Here is a 24,919-nt window from a genome sequence, read left to right on the forward strand (position 1 = left end):
ACTCCGTGCACCGCTGTTGCCACTGGTACTTGCGGTAATATTCGGGCTCGTCGGCCTCTATTCTTTGCTTCTCCTAGTGGCCTTTAATGCTAAAGATTTTTCTCTCCCCGCCACGGCGAATGTGGCGAATCCAGTTCTTGTAGCAGCAACCTTGATCGCGGGTGCGCTCACTGCGGCCTACGCTGTTTTAAGGCTCCGTGCGCACCTTTTAGCAGAGGCGCGCGGCAAACTCGATGCGGGTGAAGGGGAAAGAGCTGCACAGAAGCATCAAACCGACCATGAATCGGCCCTGATCGATCGATTCTTCAAGGCTGTTAGCCTGCTGGCCGATGATCATTCAATCTCAAGGATCGCTGGCTCACATCTGGTGCTTGTCCTCGGTGATGAATGGAAGAACGGCACGCAACGCTGCTTTGATGTCCTAGTTTCGCATCTTCGTGGACTCCATGAGAAAACTGATTTTGACGATCCTGCGGCGTCGAGTGCACGCGGGGTTCGGGAGGAAGTTCGACTGATCACTGCGGAACTGCTACGACGACTATCTTCCCAGAATCCCGGGTGGAATATTCGCTCTGGTGATTTCCAAGGGGTCGTTCTCGGCGACGCGGACTTTTCCGGCGTCTCTGGGCTCAGCGCGCTGGATCTGAGCCACTCACGAATCTTGGGTGACCTGCGCCTCCCTGTCGGCGTCACCGAAGGGCCCATGAAGCTACTGCAGGTGACTTGTGATGGTGACGTAGAGATTCAGTGGACTCCTTCTTGGTCTGAGCTGAACATGACTGCGATGGTTGTTGCCGGTACCGTTTCACTCACAGGAGAGAAGTTGGGAGGCGCGCTAACCGCTCAGCAATTGCACATCAGCGGAGACTTGGTACTTGGTTTCGAGGAGTTCCAAGGTGATCTGCTACTAGATGGTTCGGAGGTTCAGGGAGAGATCCACGTCGGATCTCAGACATTGCACTCCAGGTTCGGGACCGGGGATGAGCGGATTTCATTGTCTCTCGCTGACTCATCGTTTGGCACTTTTATACTGCGGAACTCGGCCTGGGGCCCCCTACTCAATCTGTCGGGCGCTAGCGGTGCCGTAGACCTATCCGACTCCCGGTTTCCTTTCGAGGTTACAGCGAATCAACTCGATGCCAGCGCTGGTCTGAACCTGATCCGCGCACGGTTTGACGACGCATTTGTCCTCGACAGAGCAAGCCTCGCTGAGGAGATTAAGACCGAGGGACTCCAGCTCTCGGCGCTCGCGCGAAATGCGATCGAATCTTCCGACTTCGCGCTTCGGGATCGATTTATCGCACCGCCTGAAAAGATCGTGATTCAAGACGTTGATGCGTCCGGCTTCAACTGGATGTCTGCCGTGGAACTCGTACGGGATAACATCAGTGCCGAGTTCATATCTCACATCGAGGAGAGGATGACGGCAATCGCGAAGGACCTGCCGCTCGACTGGCAGAACAGAGAGACCTTTACATCCTTGGTGATGAGAGAAGTTTCGAGGGCCGCGGCACAAGCAGATGCGCCGGATACCGATACGCAGCTCGTCAAGAATGCGTTGCGTTTGTCACTGCGACTGGTTAGCGCGGCAGAGGAGCATCTTGAGCAACTTTAATGAGAACATCGTCGAGCAGGCAGCCCTGGAGTTCTTAGCTGAGCTCGGCTATCACCGCCTGTACGGACCCGAGATCGCTCCTGGTGAACTCTCGTCGGAGCGAGATTCGTACGCGGACGTGGTGCTCTGGGGGCGTCTGTGTGACGCCATTCGCCGCATCAATCCGGGTGTGGCTCCGGGGTTCGTCGATGCGGCAGTGAAGCAAGTTCGCCGTGCCGAGTCGCAGAGTACGATCGACGAGAACGCTCGTCTGTACAAACTGGTCACCGAAGGCGTTCCTGTGGAGCATCGTGGCGAGGACGGTCTACTGCGCACGTCTCGACTCTGGCTGGTGGATTTTGAGAACCCGGCGAGCAATCACTGGGTCGCAGTCAACCAGTTCACGATCGTGGAGAACGGCAAGAATCGTCGTCCGGACATACTTGTGATGGTTAACGGCCTCCCGCTGGCGCTGCTGGAACTGAAGAACCCCGCAGTCGAGCACGCGACATTGAAGTCGGCGTGGAACCAGGTGCAGACCTATCGGCATGACATCCCCTCGGTGTTCGTGCACAACGCGGTCACGGTTATCTCCGATGGCACGTCTGCAGCAATGAGCAGCTACTCGGGCGCATTCGAGCACTACGCGCCGTGGAAGACGATCGAGGGCCGTGAGGTTGTTAACAACCGTCCGGCGCTTGAGGTGCTGCTCAAGGGCGTGTTCGAACCGAAGCGGTTCCTAGACCTGGTGAAGAACTTCATCGTGTTCAGCGATGAGACCGTCACCGAGAAGTCGTCAGGTCAGCCGACTAGGGCGCTCGTGAAGCGAGTGGCGAAGTATCACCAGTACTGGGCAGTTAACGCCGCTGTCGAGTCGACTGTGGTGGCGTCGCGACCAGCGGGCGACCGGCGTGGTGGCGTCGTATGGCACACACAGGGCTCGGGCAAAAGCTTCGAGATGGTGTTCTACGCAGCGAAGATCATGCGCGACCCGCGCATGGCAAATCCGACATTAGTGTTCATCACTGACCGGAACGACCTCGACGACCAGCTATTCGGGGAGACGTTCGCTCCTGCTCGTAACCTGCCGGAGACTCCGGTGCAGGCGTCGACACGCTCCGATCTACGAGCAAAGCTGAGGCGGGCCTCTGGCGGAATTGTTTTCACGACATTGCAGAAGTTCGCTCCCGGTGAGGACGGCGACAGCAACCCAGTGCTCACCGATCGACGGAACGTCATCGTCATCGCCGACGAGGCACACCGCAGCCACTACGGATTCAGCGAGACCCTCGACCGGCATGGCCGCCTCAAAGCGGGATTCGCCAAGCACATGCGTGATGCGCTGCCAGGTGCGACTTACCTTGGATTCACAGGCACTCCGATCGAGTCGAACGACAAGTCGACACGGTCAGTGTTCGGTGACTACGTGGACGTCTACGACCTCACCAGGGCGGTCGAGGACGGCGCGACGGTCAAGATCTTCTACGAGTCCAGGCTGGCGAAGATCGACCTGTCTGATGCGGATCTCGCGACGCTCGACGAGCTGGCCGAGGAGATCACCGAGACGGTCGAAGAAGATACTGCCACGTCCGCGAAGTCCCGATGGTCGCGACTGGAGGCAATCGTCGGTGCCGAGTCGCGCCTGGACCTGGTGGCTCAAGACATCGTCGAGCACTGGGAGAAGCGGCGCGAGTCACTGTTCGGCAAGGGCATGATCGTGACGATGAGCCGTCGAATCGCGGTGCGTCTCTACGAAAAGATCGTCGCGTTGCGTCCCGACTGGCACTCGGACGATCCGGCCAAGGGCAAGATGAAGGTCGTCATGACGGGGTCTGCTGCTGATCCTGCAGAGTTCCAGCCGCATATCCATTCCAAGGACGTGCGTAAAAATATCAAGCTGCGAGCGAAGAATGCCCATGACGAGATGGAGCTGGTTATCGTACGTGACATGTGGTTGACGGGCTTCGATGCCCCGTCGATGCACACGATGTACGTTGACAAGACCATGCAGGGCGCAGGACTTATGCAGGCCATTACCCGTGTGAACAGGACGTTCCGCGACAAGCCCGGCGGACTCATCGTCGACTACATCGGCGTGTTCGCGAACCTCCAAACAGCGCTGTCGGACTACTCACCGACTGATCGTGATCAGGCGGGTGTGCCGATCGGCGAGATGGTCCAGGTCATGCTGGAAAAGCACGACATCGTTCGTGGGCTGCTGCATGGGGTGGAGTACGACTCTTCGCCTGACCTCTCGGCGTCACAGCGTCTGGCCGAGTATGCGATGGTGCTCGACTTCGTCATGGCAGACCCAGACCGCAAATCGCGGTTCAACGACCAAGTGCTGGCGCTGGCCAAGATCTTCGCTCTGACGGGTGCTCGCGATGAGGCAGCGGCAATCAGAAATGACGTGCGCCTCTTCACTGACGTGCGGGCGGCAATCCTGAAGATCCAGAGCCCCGACTCCGGGCGTGGTGGGTCCGGCGCGGTGGAGATCGACACGGCACTAGGGCAGTTGCTCAATGAGGCCGTCACGGCAGACCAGGTTGTGGACGTGTACAAGATAGCCGGAGTGGAGACACCGGAGATCTCGCTCCTCAGCGATGAGTTCCTGGACTCGCTCGCCCAGAAGGAGAAGCCGAACCTTCAGATGGGTCTACTGCGGCGGCTGCTGAACGACCAGATCCGTACTGTACAGCGTAAGAACGTTGTCCAAGGTCGGAAGTTCTCGGAGATGCTCGACGAGGCAGTCAATCGCTACACCAACCGGTCCCTCTCGACGGCGGAGATCATCGCGGAGCTGGTCAAGCTTGCCAAGGAGATACGAGACGCCCAACAGCGTTACGCGGAACTTGGGCTGCGAGAGGATGAGGTCGCGTTCTACGACGCAGTGGTACAAAACGACTCCGCTGCGCTGGAGCTCGGTGATGAGACGTTGAAGGCGATCGCTCAGGATCTGGTGAAGTCGGTGCGGCAGTCAGCGACGATCGACTGGAACCTGAAGGAGTCTGTCTTGGCGACGATGCGCTCGAAGGTCCGCCGCATCCTCGCCAAGTACGACTATCCGCCCGACGCTGAAGCCAAGGCAATCGAGCTCGTGCTTGAGCAAGCGGAACTGTTCGCGGGAGAGACATCGAACTAAGTCCTATGCATGCCGACGCATAGCCATGCTCGATGACTTGCGCAAAAACTCTTACAGTCAAAACAGATACCTGGATCATCTAGGCCGCGCAACATGCTGCAGACGATCAGCAAATAGGCCTCACCGTACTAAGGGGGGACCCTCCGATTCCGGCCAGCAGGTCTGCGCGGTGTTCGGTGGGAATGAATTCAAGGGCGGCGTAAAGTGCATCTGCACCGGCCTTGAAGAATTTCCAACCTTCCGGTGACTTCCGCCCCAGCATGACGGCACCGACCGTTCCGGTGTCATAGCTCGGGGTGGCCAGCGAGGCCATGAGCATGTCACACATGCCCTTGGTGGTGAAGGTTCCGGCAATCCACGCGGCGTGCTCGGCGCTAATGATTCCGCTGTGCCGGTAACCCTCGATCATGTCGGCCAGCGTACCGCGTGCCACAGTGAGGGTTTCCTCGTCCGTGCAGTCCATTGTCAGGGCTTCACGGGTGAACCGTGCCAGCGCTTCGTTGGCCGGGTTCGTGCACGCCGGAATGTCGGCGGCGAGCTTGGCGCTCTGGGTGGTGGCCATCATCAGGGCCAGCGCCGCGTTTGAGGTGGCGACGGTGGAGGATTTCACCGAGTCGGTTGAATCTCCGTCGTAGTCCATCAGGTGTCCCCCGGTGACCAGAATGGCCGAACGGATGGGGCACCCGGCGTGGGCGAGGGTGTCACCCAGTGCGCGGTACTGCGCGGCGGTCATTGCCTGCTCGTCCTCGAAACTGATCAGGATGACGCCGTTGGCGTCGGTGACGCGGTGCACGTAGTTGGTGAGTGCCTGCGCCCATTGATCGGCGGGGGCTTCGGGGCTGGCGTCGGCGCGAAGCGTGGCAATCAACCCGGCTTCGTTCGTCAGCAACAGTGCCACCGATGAGGTGGGCACAAAGCCGATGCCGTTAACGGCAATGGCCACTACATCGGCCATGCTGGTTGCGCTGATGAGGTTCATGGTTTTCTCGTTTCGTGGGTGGTGAGGGGAATCGCGGAACCAGCCCCGCGCTTGTCTCTCCCCCGCATTTTTTGGTTGCTGGCGAAATGACGAAATGAAATGAGCGGACCCGAAACTAAGGAGCATCACCCGTAGGGCGAGTGGCCGATCTTCTTTGTAAGGAAATAAGCGAAGCGCCGTCAAAGAAGATCGGGTGCTTGGCCTCGAAACGCAGCGAGGGGCTTGTGCCCTTGGTGTCGGGCCATAGACTCCGAACGACAACAACCAAAAAAGGGGACGGCCGGAACGGCCGGCTACCTGATTCGCCGCCAGGTGAATCAGGTCTACAGTCGCACCGCTCCAGCGGGGCGTCCTCTTCCCGGGTGCGGGCGAGTGCCCGGGGCGCCTGAAAACCACGCCATTCCGCGTTGAGTAAATGATGTATTACTCACATGAGTAAATGAGTAAACAGCAAGCGTGAGTAGAAAACCCACTGAGCTTGGCTAAAGAGAACCCCCAAGCAGTTGCGCTTCCCTTGAGTCCTGGGCCGATTACGCCGACCTTGAGGTCACGCACTTCCAATAGGGTCCGTCATTTGTAGACATTGCCGTTGGCGTGCTGAAGCCCATAGGTGGTGTATCCGATGTCGGATCGGTACTTGCTCATGCTGCGTTTCTCCTTGGGCACGAAAATGCCGCCTGTGGGCGGCGTAGTTTTGGTGTGGGTTGACTGTGACGATTTCTCGTCGCTAAAGCCGGCGTGGATCGGGAACTGTCGTTTGACGTGGGTACGGTGTATCCCATGACGATCTGGCAGACAGCAGTTGGCACTCAGGGCACGCGAGATGATTTCAAGGCCCTGTACGGCGGTGAGGGCAATTCAGGAATTCAGACCCCATCGAACCGGAACAGCATCCTGGTGTACTCGGACCATTTGGAGGGGAAGAAGTACGGATACGATCTGGACGGCTGGAATGAGTCCGGAACGGTTTTCCGCTATACGGGTTAAGGCTCTGAAGGCGACCAGGTCCTCACGTCGAGGAACAGGATTCTGGCCGAGCAGCGGCAGTCTGGTATCCCCATCAGGCTGTTCGTGGCAGTGGGCAAGGTGCAGAACTCGAACAAGAAGATCCATCGTTACCTTGGTGAATTTCAGGTTAATGAGAGCAACCCTTATTCGGTGCAGCGAAATGTCGACAGGTTTGGGGTCATGCGCAAGGTTTACGCCTTCAACTTGTGCCCGGTCCACGAGGTGGAGTTGCGCGACGAGGACTTCGCGCCGGCCCAAGAGGTGGCCGATGCGTCCGCTGGTTACTACGAGGTGGTTCCGTTGGCGCGGACCACTGTCACGAACTTCGAACGGTCTTCCGTTGAGGCCGGTGTTGCCGAGAAGCGCGAGGAAGATCTGGTCGAGCGGTTCGAGCAGTACTTGCGCGCCACGGGCCGGGAGGGTGCTCGATTCAAGATTTATCCGCCAGGTTCGAAGCAGCCGTTGTTCACTGACCTATGCGATATGACCGGCAACGTCTTGTATGAGGCCAAGTCGGGTGCTGGTCGGGGGTACGTGCGGGAGGCGTTGGGACAGATTTTGGATTGCAGGCGTTTTGTTGACGAGTATGTGCGGTGTCGGGCGCTTCTGCCGGACGAGCCGGCGCCAGATTTGGTGTCGTTGTTGCTGGCCTATGGTGTCGGGGTTGTGTGGCCGGATAGTGAGAGTGAGTTCGATCTGCGCGAGCCCGATGAGACACCGGCAACTTAGCGTTCATAAGCCACCCCAGGGACTGCGGCGTGTCCCTACATAGTAAGGAACGACGATTGCCTTGCGGCTAGTTACCTACTGCAACTACGTCCCTTACTTATGGGGCATGGTAGCAAGACGGTGCCATCCCTGAAGTAACAAGGATCCTAGGGTGTCTTGATCGGATGTCTGGCATCCCTTGGGTTGTGAACCTTTGCGGTAGACGTACCGCTGCTTTGCGAGAGGTCTTGTTACCACGGGAAGTTCCGGTCAATCGCTGATAACGGCACATCTGTCAGGCTAATGGAGACATCAAAGTCGCCTCACACAACCAGTACCCAGCCAAACAGCCTCACGGAAGCTAAATAGCTGCTCCTCAGCGAGAAATCGGCTGCAGCGGCACCCGATGAATCACTAATCCCCAGAGATTCATCCAGTTTCTCGTAGATCTCAAAACAGGTTTCTACTGTGCTGACCAAGAAATAATTTTTCCGATCGCACCTCACAAGGTACATCTCTCCGAATTTTCACGAGCGAAATGCAGAATCTGACGTTCAAGAACAAGTACAGCTAGTTTGAGGGGCTTTCAGCGATGCTGTCGGAAGAGACCTCTACACTCAACTATTAGAATATAGTTTCTAAGATTGGGTGTTTTTATGAAAGTTGATCGAGTACAGGTTTGCGCGTTGAGTCCATCACCGCAGCGCGTGATAGCCGTGGCTCTGGACAGGGTGCCTGCTGGTTACCCCTCCCCCGCCCAAGATTACTCGGACACGAAGATTGACCTGTCGGAGATGTTGATCCGCGACCAGGTCTCCACGTTCATCGTTCGAGTCTCGGGTGAATCCATGCAATGTGCGGGGATCAGTGATGGCGATGAGTTGATCGTCGACCGGTCCATACAACCACGCGATGGGCATGTGGTGATCGCCGTCATCGACGGGGAGATGACGGTCAAACGTCTTTCCACCTCAACGAGCGGTGTGGTGCTGAAAGCTGAGAATCCGGACTACCCTGATCTTCCGGTCGCTGAGCTCTCGGATTTCCGTATTTGGGGTGTGGCCACCACATGCCAACATAGACTCCCCCACCCCACACCGTCAGGAGTACATCGCCCACGTAGACGTGAACTCGTTTTATGTCTCGTGCGAACGGGTTTTCGACCCGACATTGGAAAGCCGGCCGGTGATTGTGCTGTCCAATAACGACGGATGTACGGTCGCACGCAGCAGCGAAGCCAAATCCCTGGGTATCGGTATGGGTGAGCCCTGGTTCAAACTCGCAGCCGGAGCCGGGCGCATGGGTCTGGTCGCAAAGTCTTCTAACTACGAGCTGTATGGGGAAATGTCAGCCCGGGTCATGAAACTACTGGCACGGTTCTCTGCCTGGGTGGAGGTCTACTCCATCGATGAAGCGTTCCTCGGGGTGCGCCCCGTTATCTTTTTGATAGCCCCTAAAAAGAGGATCATAGGGACTGTCGTCCGACCAATCTCGGCATGGTGTCTTGCCCCTGTCTAACCAATGATCCGGGGGGTGTTGCCACCGAGATTGGGATGGCAGCATGGTGATTGCTGATTAGGGGCGCGGCGCCAGAAAACGGACGCCTGTCATAACGTGGATGTAAGACTTTGCTACCGACGGTTGGTCGACCTTGAACACAAACTAGTTCAAAGGAGCACTAGTCATGATCACCACGGATATCGATATTTTCCTCGGTCTGGACGTCGGCAAAACCGACCACTGGGCCTGCGCCGTCACCAACGACGGCAAGAAAATCTGGAACAAAACCCTGCCCAACGACGAAGCCAAACTCATCACCGTCTACCAAAACCTCACCGCTCAAGGCACCGTTCTAGTCGTGGTGGATCAGCCTGCCACCATCGGAGCTTTGGCAGTGGCCGTAGCCCAACAGCTGGGCATCCCCGTCGCTTACCTGCCCGGACTGACCATGCGACGTATCGCAGATATGTATCCTGGAACGGCCAAAACCGACGAAAAAGATGCGTTCATAATCGCTGATGCGGCCCGCACCATGCCGCACACGCTGCGCAGCATCCAAGTCTCGGATGAAGAAGAAGCCGCCTTGGGCATGCTCACCGGATTTGATCTTGACTTGGCCCGCCAAATCACCCAGACAAGCAACCGGATCCGTGGGCTCTTCACCCAAATTCACCCACCTTTAGAGCGGCTACTGGGTCCACGGCTGGACTATGACGCCATCCTTGAAGTCCTCGCTGCATGGCCCACCCCAGCGTTGTTAAAGCATGCTGGCAAAGCGCGGATCGACGCGAAACTCAAGAAACACGGAGCCCGCCGGCACACTGCCTGGGCTACAGCCATCATGGATGCGCTAGACGAGCAAAGCGTCATCGTGGTCGGCACCGATGCTGCAGGACTAGTCATCCCGCACATGGCTCGTCAGCTGATCTCCTTGCACGCCCAGCGTGCTGACGTCGCCGCTCACCTTGAAGCCATGGTGGAGGCTCACCCTCTTTACCCGGTCCTGACATCGATGCCCGGGGTCGCTGTCAGGACGGCTGCGATCATCATCGCTGAGATCTCCGGTAAGACGTTCGCCAGTTCTGCTGCGTTGTCCTCCTACGCTGGTTTGGCACCGACCACGCGTCAGTCAGGGACTTCGATCAAGTCTGAGCGAGTCAGCCATTCAGGCAACAAACGATTGAAACGTGTGCTCTTCCTTTCAGCGTTCGCTTCCATCCGTTTCGATCCGACCAGCCGGGAATATTATGACCGGAAACGAGCTCAAGGTAAACGCCACAACCAGGCGCTCATTGCGTTGGCACACCGTCGACTGACAGTCCTGTTTGCGATGATTCGAGATGGCTCACTTTATGATGTTCCGGAGCAGAAAATTGCTTGACTTTTAACATAGGGGCACCCCCCGACAAACTGCAGGCACTTGGGGAGAAGATCAAGGCTGAGGTGTTTCAACTGACGGGCTTACCGGTCTGTGTCGGGATCGCGAAGTCGAAGACTCTAGCGAAAATGGCGAACAACACCGCAAAGCACCTCAACGTCTTAGGTGGGGTGTGCGTTGTGGGATCGCGCCCCACAACAGACCACAGAGAACCTCCTGGCCCGATTACCGGCGATCGAGGTGTGGGGTATCGGTCCCCGGCTGACGAAGCGGCTAAGCGGCTTAGGGATCTGGACCGCGAAAGACTTGCGGGATGCCGATGAGGTGCGAATCCGCGATAAATTCTCCATCGTCCAAATGCGCACCGTGCTAGAGCTGCGCGGGATTTCGTGTATTCCAATGGAAGAAGAACGTGAAGTGAAAGGGCAGCTGATCTTCTCCCGGTCTTTCTCTGATCCGATTACCGATCGGGTCGGTATGGAGCAGGTGATGGGGATCTATACGCAGCAAGCTTCCGCACGGTTGCATAAGCACCACAAGCAGGCGAAGATTCTCACTGCGTTTATGTGCAAGTCGAGTGTCTCAATGAGACATTCTGCCTGACCGTGAATTCATGAAAGTGAATTGTGATGGTCCGGTCGATCATGAATAGCTGGACGATGCGCTGTCTTGGCGCAGAAAGACGCCTCGACCTTGTCGGGAGCCCCTCGTAGTGGATCATTCGTGACGTAAGAATACCCTCACGTGCCTCACATTTTCGGACGCCTGCACACTCGCCCCTAAGGATTTCTGAAAATAGCTCGGAACAATGTCATCCGGGCGAATGGGTTTGCGAGAAACGGAGCTTGTGAGAGACGAGAGGGGACGAAGAGAGCAAGCTTTTGAGAGTCAAGGGATCGAGGCAGTGGCGTGGCCATGGCGAGTATTCCGCTAAAATCATGTTCTCCTCGATCGCTGCCGGGATATTTGAGTTCAGCGAACCGTAGAACGAGAGAGACATTTGAAAATTCAAGGTCATGGTTCTCGGGGTCATTCTCTTTGCCTTGTTCGGTGATTTCTACTCGGAAAACAGGGGTTCCATTCCAGATGCTGAAGATTCCACCACGTGCATGGACGGGGATGGGGTTAGACGGTCATCTCAAGAACATGGGGGCACGAAGCAGAAAATCATGCCATCGTCATCCCAACTCTCGAAAGTGCTGTCCCCGACGGCGACGCATTATGGCAACGTTGAAAAGCTCTTGCTCTATGGCGCATTCACTCTCGTTCATATTGGCCGGGTTGCGGTCCACTTTTGCCGCTGGAGCGGTGGAGCGGTGGAGCGTCGGAGAGCACTACGATATTCCTTTTACGTTCGCCATCAATGGTTTTCTGTAACGCTTGCTTTTCGCCTAGAAGGTTTATTGAAGTCGATATAGAGGCCTTGCTGAATCGTATTTCGTGGCATTCTAAACGAGGAGACATCGGGTTGCGAACTTTAGTGATTTTTGAACGCCCAATAGGCGCATCCATCTTCACCCATGAAGGTAGGCTGTGTTCAGATAAGGGTCTCCAAACGTACGTCACCAAAACCCCGCAACCGAACTGTGGGAGAAGAAGGAAGCGCTGTGGCTTACAAATTCGACCCAAGCGATTCTCGTCTCGTTGCCGATCTCCTCGACAGAATCGCGGAGCCGGAGCACGACCTGATGACACTTTGGGAGCGGCTTCAAATCGACAACGAGTATATGAGCCTAGATGAGGCTTTAAGGGTTGAGATCGATTTTCTGTTTGTTTATGAGCTGCGAGAAGATTTCAATAGTGCAGGTGAGGTCAAGTTCGTTGAATCGCGGCTTACTAATGCAGTAACACGTCGGATGGCGGATACACCATTAAGTGCCTGGACATTATGGGCCGAAGTGACTGGAATCGCTAAGTCCCCATTAGTCATAGCTCACATCGCCGATATTCTCCTCACCTCGGGAGAAAAGCGGACACCTGAGCACGCAGCCTCGACAATCGCTTGGTATCTGCACGCTGCCGACATCACCGAAATGCCTGCACATCTGACCGCACTTTCGCTCACTAGAGCCAATACTATTGCTCGTTCCAGGGGAATGGTGGAAGAGATTTCTGTGCGTGACACTATCCGTCAAAAAATCGAAGTCTTTGGTATTGGTTCGGAGACAATCGGTCCAGCGCTTACTCTTCTAGCTGCTCTTTCAGTACCGGTGCGTGGAAGTGCGTTCGAGGACGGTGAGCGCAATTTCGTTCGCGCGCAGCTCATTGCAATCGGGGAGTCATCGAACGCCTTCATTGACGAGATTGCTAGGACTCTCGAGCGTCTGGCCATCAACGCGGCAGAGCGGGAATTCGCCCGACGATGGCATGTAGATCAATATTTGATGTTGGCCAATACCGCCGATCACGGGATGCGAAAGATGCATCATGCTCAAACTGCAGCGGATCTTGCGGCTAAGTACGGTCACACAGAATTAGTATCAGCTGCCGTATTGATCATGCAGTCTGTAGATCGCGACACTATGGGGTGGCAAAAGGTGTCGACCACGATGCCGATCTCCAAAAACGTGTTTCGGGCGCATCTTCGCAGATATCGACGTGCACGCAACTGGGAACATGCCTTGACGGTATTTCTGGCCGGTCCTTCACCAACCGGAGACCACGAAGCAAATGTCAAAACCGCAGAGCTTGGAGCGACAGGATCGATAAGGGCATTCGTCACTCGGACGGTATTCGGCGCGCATGGTCTTCCGGAGCGCACAGGCGGTGACTTTATGGAGGAAGAAGTTATCCGATCTGAGACGATCACACTTAGCCTGACCTCGATTCTTCTCGCGAGCGAACTGGAACATATCCGAGACCGGTTCTCTCCGCCGGCCATCGGCCGAATTGCCAATTGGATGGTGGACGTGTTCTCGGCTGATGCCACGCTTGCTCGGCAGTTCTCTGAGTCACTCGCACTTCATTGGAATGGAAAATTTTCCGATTCGGCGCGATTGTCACTGCCGCTCATCGAAAGTGCGGCGCGGAGCTTGCTCCTCATGCTTGACGAACCCCTTTATCGAACTCAGAGAGGTAAATCACCGGGCAGGTTTCCCGCAATGGACTTTTACGTAGACGCGCTTTCCAACAGGGACCTGGACCCCGACTGGATCAGAGCCCTACGTGTAACACTTCTATCGTCGGGAATGAATCTGAGGAATCTAGCTGCTCACGGATTCATGATGGAATTCTCGGATGCTCAATCGGCGCTTTTGCTTCGTCTCGCCGGTCTATTCTGTGCGATGCCCGTAGGGACTGATCCTTCCGACCTTGAATCGCCAACGAACATGACAAAACGTCGACTGCGGCGCCGCGTCGGATGGGTTTGGTCCTAGTAACAGCAACGGAACCTGTCACGTTTCTGTGGTAGGCAGGCAAGGCTGCGGTAAGCGCGTCACGATCTCCTTGTTTTTCTTAGCTGCGGACAAAGGCGCGTTTCTGAAAGTGCCACGTCAGAGGCCAAAGGGCCCAAATGGGTACTCAGCCAACCCGGGAGACTGCCCTTTGAATCTCTAAGCCTTTTAGCCGGGTCCGTATGACACGAATGATCTGGCGTGAAAAGTTGGCAGACGCGAGTTCTTCAGGGTCACTCCACGCCAGATACTGGAGGAATTCATCGAGCGAAATGCGGATGTCGTGGAGTGGATTGAGGAGCCGGAAGCCCAGGAGTACAGACTCAGCAGAGCGCTCGAGTCTAATTGATTCCGGGGCTCCTAGAATTTCAGTGCAGAACCACGAACAAGAACCCAACAATGTCACGTTCTCAATCGCACCAACTCAACAAAATGTAAGGAAGTCACCTGACTATGGCAGACAGGCCAGTTAAAGAACTTGCGTCGCTCATCATTGGACAAGAACGAACTGCGCTGACAAAAGCTCTAGATGCGGCAGTGAGTGCCTTCCATAGCCCCCCAGATGGATCGGCTCGCGCCGTTGATAAGAAGGTGATAGACGCCCAACCCACGGCAACAACGAAACATCTTCGCGGTATGACGAATAGCTTGGTCCAAGATGCTTATGGCCTACTTAGGTCAATGGACCAGTATGCGCGGGCTATTCAACACCTTCTGACTAGCGATCAAATGCTTCCTCTTCCAACGTCCTCCATGGTCCGTTCGATCCATGAGTTCGCACTGATACTTTCTCAACTTTTCGATCCTGATCTTCCCTCGGAAGTGCGGTTAGCACGTATGGGCGCCATGCATCTAAGCAAAGCCCAGGGAGGTCTCGATGCCCTACAAACTTTCCCCCAGGGACAGCAACAGGAATTGGAAGCCAAAATCAAGGCAGTCGCCGGCATCCAGGGGTACATGAAGAAAGCCGGCTATGAAATACAACTGCATAAAGACAACCAAAATCTGGCTAAAAGCGTCAGTTGGGGAACATCAAAGAACGTCTCGCTCCGGGGTAACACAACGGCCGCCAGCAAGCTCTATACCCCAGGAATCCACTACAACTGGGTCTTAGGTTCTGGGGCCACCCACGGTCATCTTTGGTACAGCGCCGGAATGAGAGGGCCATGGGACACGATAGTGGTGGGGCTGGTGGTACCCCTTTTGGACATCAGCGACCTTCTGGTAGACATTCTTTTGAAATACGGAGGAGTAAATGGGGATGATCTTCATCGCCAAACGCACACCCGACGGTGCATCCTTCTGGCCAAAACTAACCCGTCACCAATATCGGTGGACTATGACCAATACCGCGTACAGACAAAGAATGATCTTGACTCGAAGGATCACGATCTGAGCTCGACTGCGTGGTCAACCTGACAGTGTACTTCTGGCACTCGCTGCCAACCGCTGGCCGCTTGGCCAGTTCCTCAGTCGACCGTTACTCTTCGAGCTTTCGATGGGCCGCAAACGTTGATCGTCCGCCTTCTGTTGTGCGGCTGCGATATCTATTGAGACCTGTGGCTTTGGAAGGACCCAGGTCGATCAGCGTTGACGCTGCGTCATAGTCGCTGTTCCACGCTGCTAGCTATGTTCATTGGCAGCCCGGATGAGCGTTACAACTTCATCTACTCGTTTTCTTAGGTTGAACGGCCACTCACCATTCCAATCGTTGACTACGAGTTTTGCAATCGCGACTTTGCTGGCATTCTTGATGCCAGTTCGCTCACTGGCCAGCGGATTCGCCCACCGCATTTGAGCAGCGAAGTCTCCTTTTTTGGATCTAGGATGAGCCGTTCCGATTGCTTGGGTAAGGATCGCTTCAGGGACATAGTTTTCAATTGTGTATCCATCCGTAATCCAAGCCACCCCAGTAGTAGGGTCTTCCTTCAGGCCTTCGATGACTCGTCTCTTATGTCCATTGATGGATGCGCCGGCCGACTTCTTATCAGAGTCGATCACGATAGCCATATAGCGATTGAGCTTTCGTAGCGATATGAACTCTTCAACTTCTTCTACATCTAGTGGCGATAATGCGTTAAGCAGAGCGCCGCCATAGAACATGATTGAGTAGTGAGTTCCTTCAATGAATTCATCGGGCGCGCTAAGTTCGATCCAGTGTTTAATGTAGATTCGGTCGGATGGCCCTTCGACCCAGATGATGGCGTTTGTCTGAACTAAATCCGAAGGGCGGTACCCAAGATCTGCGCAAATGGCAGCGCGTTCCCGAGCTGAACCAACGTAGCGAATGCTTGACACTGAGTCGTTTCGGGAAACATGGAAAATTGATCCGATTGAAGAATCAAGCATGTGGGCCGAGTGCGTGGCAATAAAGTATTGATTCGTGGTTTCATGAGCCAGGTATTTGAGCAACTTGCGTTGCAGTACCGGGTGCAGATGGACCTCAGGCTCTTCGATACACATGATTGAGTTTTGAGTGACGGTGGCTGCTGCGGCGATAATCACCACTTCGTGTAAACCAGTGCCCAAATTTTCAATAGGAAGCGTGTGCCCATCTTGTGTCACATGGATTGTTGTCAAGTCATGGGGAATATCAATGGTGATGGATTCATCGTCGAGGACGGCTCGAACAAAGTCCTGTATCTGGGCAAAGATCTTTTTGTCGGAAAGTCGATCTGTGGAAGGATTCTGCAGTTCAAGTAGCCGACGTTTGATGCTCGCACCATTCAGGTCAGGACTGCTCTCATTACTTGTTGAGATCGCACGGGAGCCATCCACGGTATAGGCCCTTGGCCCCGCAGGGGCCCCTTCAAACAACCACCGCAAGACTCTATGGGCATCGTCGCCTTTTGAGCCACCCCCGGTGTGGGTGAGGTCTGAAGAAAGTTCACGCGCCAAAGTATCATTCGTGACTCTGAGAGCGAGATGACGTAAAGATCCGGAGTCAATGGACCCCTTTTTTTGGACATTTATCCAAATGCCCTTGCCGCTCGGTGTATCTACGATCAACCCTGGGTCGGTAAGAAATGCTGTGATTTTCTCCAAGCGCCCGGTTCCAGCCCCCTCGAGTGAAGGAAGCTTGAGGATCTCGGTCAATTCTCGGAATTCTGATGTGGCGTACTCGTGCTCGGCATCGGTCAGCGGTCGGTCCCATGTTTGAGGCTGGGTAGATTCTTCTGAATAGGTAGACGCGATGGCACGTAAGATATTGGACTTACCTGTGTTGTTTTGTCCTGCCATTAGGTTGATCTTGCCTAATGGAATGAGTTCCGCTGGCTTGTTTGTCGGAAAGCTCCGGTAGCCTTTGAACGAAAATCCACTAAGTTTCTGCATATCACTCATTATTGCTGCTATGCACCGGAACGCACCAACGCTGCCAATGCAAGTTTTCTGCGCCGAGACCAAATTACATTGGGGGTTGTTTTTCGTTAGTCTCGGTGACGGGACAGCGCAAAGCAGATTTCTGCCGTGCGGATATATGTTCCAGAAAGAATCCGGCGGAATCCAAAGTTGTGTATTTCTTCGACTGGTCAATATTTGGTGCAATACCGAGCATGCCTTACATCTGCGGCGCATGAGGCGAAACAGATTGGGCCGTTGATCGCGCAGTTTCGTACCAACGGGCTCCGAGCATATTTGAGAACAACTCATCTGCATTAAGAACGAACGTGCCGTAGGATGCTACGACTTCTTCAACGATGCGTGGAAGAAGATATATGCGTGTTCGTGATTTTACAGATGGTGTTCCCACAAGTATGGACAAATCCAAGTCCACTTATTTAGGATCCAGTTATGGCTGGATGGGAAATTTCAAGACATCCTGAATGGGATCTCATGTACGTTGCTGGTCTTACAGCACGTGAAATTGCAGACTTGTGCGGCTGGAGCCTCTCGACGGTACATTTTCATCTGAGAAGACGCGAAAAATATCAACCGGGCTTTCAGTCGGAGCACGCCGAAGCTTTGGCAGCTCGCCATCCTGATAGACCCAGCCCTCGATGGCGAAAACAGATGACAGCGATGAAGGAGTTCACGGCAACAAGTGGCAGGTTACCGGAAACTTCGACAGACTCGGATGAGATACGACTTCACACTTGGCTTGTAAGTCAACGGCGCTCCGACATACGGGGTGAAATGTCACCTGGAAAAAAATATTTGCTCGACTCACTTGGCGATTGGCGAAGCACACCACGTAAGGAAGTTTTGGAACGACACTGGCTAGAACGACTCCAGATGGTTTCGGATTTCTACTCCCAGACTGAAAGACTCCCAAGATACCGTAGTTACACAACTGAACTTGAACATACTCTCGGAGTCTGGCTTCACGTACAGCATCAAAGTCGAAGCCAGAAAAAACTATCGATTGATCGACGCGACAAACTCGATGCAACTCTACCTGGGTGGAAGAGTAGCCAATAGACAAGTGAAACTGGCTACTGCAGTGAATCCATAATCCGCAGAGTAGTCTGATGAACGCCATTTAGTGCGCATACTCCTTTATCTCCTCCAACCCATTATTGGATAGAGCCTTGGCTACGATACCTATTTACCGTTTTGTCGCCACGGCGGTGTCGGCATCGTCCCTAGCGCATCCTTTACTTCATCGTCGTACATCGTAAGCGCGATCTCATCTAGGCTCATGGAGTTATATGAAGCGACCAAATAGACCTTGTTAAAGAACTCCACCCAGTTCTTCGGCAGCACCCTCTGAAACACCGGAGCAGTCTGTATTCCGTAAACTTCATGTCCCAACTGTTCATATATTGGGCGAGTTAATTCGGTGGCTCCGTAAGGATTCGGAGTGATGAACACCTGTGCCCCCCAACTGGTGAGTTCTTCTTGCAATCCCGGATTAGTCAGCTTCTGCTTACCCAAGAGACGCATTCCCGCGTGACGGTAAATGCTAACTACCAGGCGCACATTTCGGTCCGCCAACTTCTGTTCGAATTCCGGGAGAGAATCAAGGATCTGCTTCTCGGCAACGTCTTTCTCCCCGACGGTCGGTGATTTCACTAGATCCGTGAAACCAATTCCGTGAGCGACTAAAGCGTCGTCCAAATGCTCGCCAACTAGAATTTCCTCTTTGAACATCGAAGTAGCAACGCGTTTTAGCATTTGCTTCCCGTTGCGCCCTTGATAATAGTGACCGGCTGCGACACTAGGGGGCGCAGGATTCAGCCCCGCAATTACAATCTTCGTTTCTTCTGCCGGCCATAGATCTGCCAATGACAGTTCGCCGTTGGGCAAGATCGTTTGATGTCCAATCAAAGACATATTTCCGCCAGTTCTTTCGTGTGAGACTCTGTTCCTTCGATCCTGCCATCTAGGTCAGACAAATTGGAGCTGTAACGAACAATTACCCACGACAAATTGTGGTTGCCACGCTGAATTCTTACATTTTTGTACGTGCTAGAACCATGTCTTATAGGTTTGATTTGACCAGTCGGGAAAAGAGTGCACCTCAAAAGAAAATTCGTGGAAATGTTGCAGCTCGCGTCTCGAGTTTTCACCAGGACATGAATAGAGCGTCCGTCCCAAGCTTGGGACGGACGCTCTATTCATCATTAACTAGGATTTCTAATTACCTGATTGCAACACAATGTTCGTCACCGGCTGCGAAGAATCCGTCGCAAAGTCCAGCCCCGATGGGGCCACCCCATCAGCAACCAACTGAGCTCCGAGAGCCGCGACCATGCCACCGTTATCCGTACACAGCGCGAACGGTGGAACCACCAAGTTGATGCCAGCTGACGCACAACGAGCAGCAAGTAATTCACGCAGGCGCGTATTAGCGGCTACTCCCCCGCCGAGCAATAAGGTTTTGAGCCCATGCTCTTTCGCGGCGCGTACAGCCTTGGAAGTAATCACATCCACCACAGCTTCTTGGAAAGAAGCAGCAATGTCAGCAACCGGGATTTCCTCGCCATTAGCTTGGAAGTGTTCCACACAGCGTGCGACTGCGGTCTTCAGCCCAGAGAACGAGAAGTTGTGTCGGTTCTTGCCAGGGTTGTCGGCGGTTCCTACAAATTTTGGCAGTGCCAGACCACGCGGGAAGCGGAACGCCTTTCGGTCTCCTTCTTTGGCTGCCTTTTCGATAGCTGGCCCACCTGGGTAACCGAGACCTAGCAGACGTGCGGTCTTGTCATAGGCTTCGCCCGCGGCATCATCAATAGTGGAGCCAAGTAGCTGAACATCATTGGTCAGCGAGGTGACCTTCAAAATTTCGGTGTGCCCACCTGAGACCAGTAGTGCCCCAAAGGTTGGTGGCAGCACCGTACCTTCCAGTACGCCAACGCCAACGTGAGCTACCAGGTGGTTGATTCCATATAGCGGTTTGTCTGTAGCAAGTGCCAGCGCTTTGGCTGCAGAGACACCCACCATCAACGCTCCGGCTAGTCCAGGGCCACTTGTAACCGCGATGGCGTCAATGTCATCAAGAGTCAGCTTTGCGGTATCCAAAGCTTGTTGCAAGGTAGGCACAAAGGCTTCTAAGTGAGCGCGTGCCGCAATCTCGGGGATTACTCCGCCAAAGCGTACGTGTTCGTCCATGGAGCTGGAGACTGCGTTAGCAAGTAGCTTATTGCCGCGCACGATTCCCACTCCGGTTTCGTCACAGGAGGATTCGATGCCCAACACTATTGGTTCGGTGAGGCTCATGCGGTGTGTTCTTCCTCTTGTCCTTGCTCGGCATCCAGTTCTAATCTCATGATTAGCGCATCTACGCCACCCTTGTAGTAACGGGCACGCCGGTGGATGGTGGTGAACCCCATGGATTCATACAGTCCGATAGCGGTGGGATTATCAAAACGGACTTCTAACATGACATCCAATGCGGATTGTTCCCGCGCAGTTTTAACCATGAGATTCAGCAGCTTACGTCCAAGCCCTTGACCCTGATACTTCGGACTGATGGCAATGGTCTGCACATCTGCAATAGGAAGCACGGTGCACAACCCGGCGTAGCCGGCAATCGCTCCGTCATCTTCATACACCCAGTACGTGCGAGTATCACTCTGCGCTAGTTCGGATTCAAAACCTGCCAAAGGCCAAGCATCTTCTGGGAAGAGCTCGGTTTCCAGTTGATGTACCGCAGGAATGTCCGTCGCCTGCATGCGGCGCAATACCGGGCTCATAGTTTGTCCTTCTTCATGAATGCCGGTACTTGGGCATCTGATTCACGAAGGTACATTGGTGAGGTGTCCGAGAGATCCGCACCGTCGCCGAGCAGTTGAAGTGCTCGTGGCGCTAGGTACCGCGCGTCAGCGATCCAGTCGAAGCTGGCTTCTACCGGTGTTGCACCAAGTTCTCGAAGTACTTCAGCATAGATTCCCGCACCTACGCCATAGAGGGGCATTGCGTCCAGCGTGGAGGCTGCTGCTACGTGAGGGCCGTCAAGAAGTACACCGGTGTTGTTATAGCGTGCCCAATAGACTTCCTTGCGGCGTGCATCGGAAGCCACAAGGAATTCTTTAGGCGCATCTCCCGCGTCAATGACGCGTTCGGCGAGCGCGTGTAGCGACATAACCCCATGTACCGGGACGTTCCAGACGAATCCAAAGGTGCGCGCGGCGACCAGACCGACACGTAACCCGGTAAAGGGTCCAGGGCCGACGCCAACGATGATGCCGGCTAAGTCTTGGCCTCGTTGACTATGGGTATCTAGAAGCTCTTTGACGTAGCTTGAAAGAGTTTCGGTCTGGTCGTTTCCCTTAGGTGAAGTACGTTCACCAATCACGTTGCCAGAGTCAGAATCGATGAGTGCTACCGAGGCGTGCGCCGAAGTATCGATTACTAAGTAGTTAGTCATGCTTTTCTCCTCGTGGCTGCTCATTTATTGCGCCCAGCAGTGCATCTTTGAGCTGTGAGAATGTTTCGGTGTCCCAGCGTGGGCCGATAGCTTTGAGCGTGAACTGGCGTGGCTCATCTAGTTCTTCGTCTGCTTCTTCCCACGGGTTAGCAACAGGCGCTGAATGAGCTTCACGGTCCAGGAGAATTTCTAGTCTTGAGTCGCTGAGGTGTTCCACCTTGCCATGTCCCCACTCCACTACCGTGACTGATTCGGCCAGCGTGGATTCTAGATCTAAGGTGTCCACGTCATTAGCTCCGTCTAGACGGTACGCGTCCACGTGGATTAGACCCGGACCATTGACTAGCGAGGGATGCTGACGTGCAAGGACGAACGTTGGGGAAATAATCCCCTCACGTACCTGCAACCCTGCACCTAAGCTTTGGGTCATCGTGGTTTTTCCGGCACCTAGGGCACCGGTCAAGATGATGAGGTCCCCTGCTTTGAGCTGGCTACCTAGCGTATGCGCAAGCGCCTCTGTGGCGGCCAAATCATTGAGTTGGCAAGAGAATTCTTGGATGTGCTCATTCACCGGCTTCGCCCCAGGTGCCCTCGACATAGAAGCGTGGAACTCGTGGAGAGATCCGGGTGACCACCTCATAGTTGATCGTATTTGCTGCGTGTGCCCAGGTGGTCACCGATTCTCCACCTTCACCAAAGATGATCGCTTCTGCGCCTAAGAATTCGATGGGGTTGATATCTGGGCCTAGATCAATCACGCACTGATCCATGGCAATGGTTCCACGCACTGGGTAGGTTTTCCCATTGATTGTCACCGGCGCACCGGTAGCTACGCGCGGTAGCCCATCGGCGTAACCCATAGGGATCAACGCCAAGTAGGTCTCTCCGGTCGTTTGGTAACGCAACCCGTAGGAGACACCCTGGCCAAGAGTAACCTTCTTGACATTGGCAACCTTAGTCATCAGTCTCATTGCTGGACGTAGGCCATAGGTCGCAGGAGTCTCCCCCTCGAATGGGCTCAGGCCATACAGCCCCAGACCGAGACGCACCATTTCGTGGTGAGTATCTGGACGCGACAAGATGGCCGGCGTATTGGCAATATGGCGCATTTCTAAGTCAAAGCCAGCGGCCTCGACCATCTCGATGGCTTCATCAAAAGCGGCTAGTTGAATGTCTGTTTCGGGGCGGTCCGGCTCATCTGCGACAGCAAGGTGGGAGAACACTCCGACCACTCGCAGTAGTCCTTCGGACTGGTACTTGGCGGCACGCTCAATCAATCCCGGGAGATCTGCCAAAGTGGACCCGTTGCGGCCTAGCCCGGTATCAACCTTCAGATGAATACGCGCAGGTGTCTGCACTGCCTGAGCCGCCGCGGCGATGAGGTCTAAGTCCCAACCAGAGACACCCAAATCAATACCTGCAGAGATAGCCTTTTCAAACGGAGTGTCGTTGGTATGCAACCAGGCGAGCATCGGAGCTTCGATACCTGCATCGCGTAATGCGAGAGCTTCGGCCACGTGGGCACAGCCAATCCAGCGGGCGCCACCTTCCAGAGCAGCCTTGGCTACCTGTACTGCGCCATGTCCGTAGCCGTCTGCTTTGACGACTGCCATGACCTTGGCGGGGGCCACCAGATCCATGACCTGTTTGACGTTGCTGCGGATTGCGGAGAGATCAATGACAGCGCGACGTTCCCAACCAATGTAAGGAGCCGTGTCACCGGCTTCCGGCGCGTTGATTTCCTCAAGAGATTCAGAGTTCACCTATACATCTTCGCACTTTTTGCACGCTCTTGCCGCGCCTTGGCAACGATAGGAAACGTGAGCTTCGTTTAGGGCAAAAGTAAAGAGCCTGTTCTCGCAAAGAATATTTGCGAGAACAGGCTCTGAGAGGTTTTTGGAGTTGGTTACTTTAGTGTGCGCAACTCATCGCGAATCTGCTCAAGCAGTGCAAGCTGTGGGTCTACCTCTTCTTCTTCTTCGGTGAGACCACGACGACGCTCTAGGTGCTCGGTAGCCTTCTGCATTGGCATAACCAGTGCGAAGTAGACTGCTGCAGCAACCAACAGGAAGTTGACCAGTGCGGTGAGGAATACACCGAATTTGATGTCAACACCCGAGATGGTGAGCAACAGGAAGCTGTCGAAGTTTGGCGAACCAACCAACGCAGCGATCAATGGCATAAGCACATTGTCAACAAGAGCTGTAATGACGGCACCGAATGCAGCACCGATTACAACGGCAACCGCCAAATCGACGACGTTGCCCTTCATTATAAAATCGCGGAATCCCTTAAGCATGGTTTGAGCATACACAGGGAAAACATAGCAACGCAGGAGATTTGGTCAAAAAACTTATATTTTGTGAGAAATTCGGCTCCCGTTAGGGCAATTGTCTAGATTTTACGTAGAAGCATTCTATGAACGGAGTGGTCAGCGCTCTTTCGAAGAACAAGTTGCGCTCGGCCACGGGTAGGCAACACGTTTTCTTCGAGGTTCGGCTCGTTGATGGATTTCCAAATGCCGTGCGCGGTTTCGCGCGCCTGCTCATCAGAAAGTTGCGCGTAACGGTGGAAGTAGCTGGCCGGGTCAGAGAACGCACCGGAGCGTAGTTTCATGAATCGGCTGATGTACCACTCTTCAATGTCTTTGGTCCGGGCATCAACGTAGACCGAGAAATCAAAGAAGTCACTGAGCGCAAGACCCACCTTGCCGTCGGTGCGGGTACGCGCCGGCTGCAAAACGTTCAAACCCTCAACGATTAGCACCTGAGGCGCACGGATGACGTTACGCTCCCCCGGGATGATGTCATAGGTCAGGTGGGAATAAACTGGCGCGCTGACTTCTGGCACCCCGGACTTCACCGCAGAGACAAAGCGCAGCAGTGCACGCCGGTCATAAGATTCTGGGAAGCCCTTGCGGTCCATAATTCCGCGGCGGTTCAGTTCCGCGTTGGGGTAAAGGAACCCGTCAGTGGTGATTAGTTGAACGTCAGGCGTTTCTGGCCAACGGCGCAACATATCGCGCAACACGCGGGCGGTTGTGGATTTACCCACTGCTACCGAACCTGCCACACCAATAACAAACGGGGTCTGCCGGGTTTGTTCGCCAAGGAATGTGGTCGTTGCGCGGTGCGTAGCACCGGCGCCCTGTACATATAGGTACAGCAAACGGCTCAATGGCAAATAGACATCCCGGATCTCATCTAGGTCTAGGCCATCGCCTAGACCACGGAGCCGAATGATGTCCTCTTCATTGAGGGGTTGTTCCATCTTGTTAGAGAGTCTGGCCCAGGTGTCTCGCTCAAGCTCAACAAAAGGGGTTATGGGTGTCTCTAACGTTCCTTGTGGTTCCACGAGGTCAAATTGTGCCAAGAATATGGTCGACACCCCAAATTCAACTTGTAGATT

18 protein-coding genes and 2 pseudogenes are annotated in these 24,919 nt (G+C 54.6%); 10 read left to right on the forward strand and 10 right to left on the reverse strand.

Features of this window, described 5'->3' with window-relative positions; translation table 11 throughout:
* Positions 1–76 precede the first annotated feature (76 nt).
* Both CQ011_RS05420 and CQ011_RS05425 read left to right on the forward strand, forming a co-directional pair.
* A complete protein-coding gene (locus CQ011_RS05420) occupies positions 77–1,615 on the forward strand; it encodes a hypothetical protein (RefSeq protein ID WP_146112569.1) in 1,539 nt (512 codons plus the stop codon).
* A complete protein-coding gene (locus tag CQ011_RS05425) occupies positions 1,602–4,736 on the forward strand; it encodes a type I restriction endonuclease subunit R (protein ID WP_105675449.1) in 3,135 nt (1,044 codons plus the stop codon). Before CQ011_RS05420 ends, CQ011_RS05425 begins: the two co-directional genes overlap by 14 nt.
* A gap of 106 nt (positions 4,737–4,842) precedes the next feature.
* On the opposite strand, the gene CQ011_RS05430 is transcribed toward CQ011_RS05425, so the two are convergent.
* Positions 4,843–5,715 (reverse strand): DUF4192 family protein, encoded by an 873-nt coding sequence (locus CQ011_RS05430; protein WP_105675451.1) that lies wholly within the window; start codon positions 5,713–5,715, stop codon positions 4,843–4,845.
* 780 nt (positions 5,716–6,495) lie between these two features.
* Between CQ011_RS05430 and CQ011_RS05435 the strand changes: the two genes are divergently transcribed.
* The 8 genes and pseudogenes from CQ011_RS05435 (at position 6,496) to CQ011_RS05475 (ending at position 15,123) form a co-directional block, all read left to right on the forward strand.
* The gene (locus CQ011_RS05435) at positions 6,496–6,702 is read left to right on the forward strand and encodes a hypothetical protein (RefSeq protein WP_105675453.1); all 207 of its coding nucleotides are present in this window, start codon (positions 6,496–6,498) and stop codon (positions 6,700–6,702) included.
* 84 nt (positions 6,703–6,786) lie between these two features.
* Positions 6,787–7,452: a hypothetical protein gene (locus tag CQ011_RS05440; protein ID WP_146112571.1), complete on the forward strand. Its 666-nt coding sequence runs from the start codon at positions 6,787–6,789 to the stop codon at positions 7,450–7,452.
* Between the two features lie 635 nt (positions 7,453–8,087).
* A pseudogene (locus tag CQ011_RS05445) lies at positions 8,088–8,516 on the forward strand (LexA family protein); the annotation flags it as partial.
* Positions 8,509–8,862, forward strand: a pseudogene (locus CQ011_RS05450) (Y-family DNA polymerase); the annotation flags it as partial. The pseudogenes CQ011_RS05445 and CQ011_RS05450, both read left to right, overlap by 8 nt.
* A gap of 253 nt (positions 8,863–9,115) precedes the next feature.
* On the forward strand, positions 9,116–10,312 hold the full coding sequence (locus CQ011_RS05455; RefSeq protein ID WP_105675457.1) for an IS110 family RNA-guided transposase: 1,197 nt from the start codon (positions 9,116–9,118) through the stop codon (positions 10,310–10,312).
* Positions 10,313–10,486: 174 nt separating this feature from the next.
* Positions 10,487–10,912 carry a DNA polymerase Y subunit UmuC family protein gene (locus CQ011_RS05460; RefSeq protein ID WP_353616167.1) on the forward strand — a complete coding sequence of 142 codons (426 nt, stop codon included), beginning with the start codon at positions 10,487–10,489 and terminating at the stop codon, positions 10,910–10,912.
* A gap of 1,004 nt (positions 10,913–11,916) precedes the next feature.
* A complete protein-coding gene (locus tag CQ011_RS05470; RefSeq protein ID WP_105675461.1) occupies positions 11,917–13,686 on the forward strand; it encodes a hypothetical protein in 1,770 nt (589 codons plus the stop codon).
* Positions 13,687–14,157: 471 nt separating this feature from the next.
* Positions 14,158–15,123 carry a hypothetical protein gene (locus CQ011_RS05475; protein WP_105675465.1) on the forward strand — a complete coding sequence of 322 codons (966 nt, stop codon included), beginning with the start codon at positions 14,158–14,160 and terminating at the stop codon, positions 15,121–15,123.
* A gap of 204 nt (positions 15,124–15,327) precedes the next feature.
* Here the strand turns inward: CQ011_RS05475 and CQ011_RS05480 are convergent, their stop codons facing one another.
* The 9 genes from CQ011_RS05480 to coaA all read right to left on the reverse strand — a co-directional run bounded on the left by CQ011_RS05480 (position 15,328) and on the right by coaA (position 24,889).
* Positions 15,328–17,046, reverse strand: coding sequence for an ATP-dependent nuclease (locus CQ011_RS05480; RefSeq protein ID WP_181148004.1), 1,719 nt, complete (start codon positions 17,044–17,046; stop codon positions 15,328–15,330).
* A gap of 1,200 nt (positions 17,047–18,246) precedes the next feature.
* Positions 18,247–18,978, reverse strand: a complete 732-nt coding sequence (locus CQ011_RS05485) for a uracil-DNA glycosylase family protein (RefSeq protein WP_105675469.1) — start codon at positions 18,976–18,978, stop codon at positions 18,247–18,249.
* 303 nt (positions 18,979–19,281) lie between these two features.
* Positions 19,282–20,361 (reverse strand): tRNA (adenosine(37)-N6)-threonylcarbamoyltransferase complex transferase subunit TsaD, encoded by a 1,080-nt coding sequence (tsaD, locus tag CQ011_RS05490; protein ID WP_105675471.1) that lies wholly within the window; start codon positions 20,359–20,361, stop codon positions 19,282–19,284.
* A complete protein-coding gene (gene rimI / locus CQ011_RS05495) occupies positions 20,358–20,837 on the reverse strand; it encodes a ribosomal protein S18-alanine N-acetyltransferase (protein WP_105675472.1) in 480 nt (159 codons plus the stop codon). Before rimI ends, tsaD begins: the two co-directional genes overlap by 4 nt.
* Positions 20,834–21,511 carry a tRNA (adenosine(37)-N6)-threonylcarbamoyltransferase complex dimerization subunit type 1 TsaB gene (tsaB, locus tag CQ011_RS05500; RefSeq protein ID WP_105675474.1) on the reverse strand — a complete coding sequence of 226 codons (678 nt, stop codon included), beginning with the start codon at positions 21,509–21,511 and terminating at the stop codon, positions 20,834–20,836. Before tsaB ends, rimI begins: the two co-directional genes overlap by 4 nt.
* On the reverse strand, positions 21,504–22,082 hold the full coding sequence (gene tsaE, locus CQ011_RS05505) for a tRNA (adenosine(37)-N6)-threonylcarbamoyltransferase complex ATPase subunit type 1 TsaE (protein ID WP_286161102.1): 579 nt from the start codon (positions 22,080–22,082) through the stop codon (positions 21,504–21,506). Before tsaE ends, tsaB begins: the two co-directional genes overlap by 8 nt.
* A complete protein-coding gene (alr, locus tag CQ011_RS05510; RefSeq protein WP_105675478.1) occupies positions 22,075–23,274 on the reverse strand; it encodes an alanine racemase in 1,200 nt (399 codons plus the stop codon). The genes tsaE and alr overlap by 8 nt, the downstream gene beginning before the upstream one ends.
* A gap of 143 nt (positions 23,275–23,417) precedes the next feature.
* Positions 23,418–23,810 (reverse strand): large conductance mechanosensitive channel protein MscL, encoded by a 393-nt coding sequence (gene mscL, locus CQ011_RS05515; RefSeq protein WP_105676128.1) that lies wholly within the window; start codon positions 23,808–23,810, stop codon positions 23,418–23,420.
* Between the two features lie 95 nt (positions 23,811–23,905).
* Positions 23,906–24,889, reverse strand: coding sequence for a type I pantothenate kinase (coaA, locus tag CQ011_RS05520; RefSeq protein ID WP_286161121.1), 984 nt, complete (start codon positions 24,887–24,889; stop codon positions 23,906–23,908).
* Between the last annotated feature and the right edge of the window lie 30 nt (positions 24,890–24,919).

Source organism: Arthrobacter sp. MYb213 (assembly GCF_002979915.1).
GTDB lineage: Bacteria > Actinomycetota > Actinomycetes > Actinomycetales > Micrococcaceae > Glutamicibacter.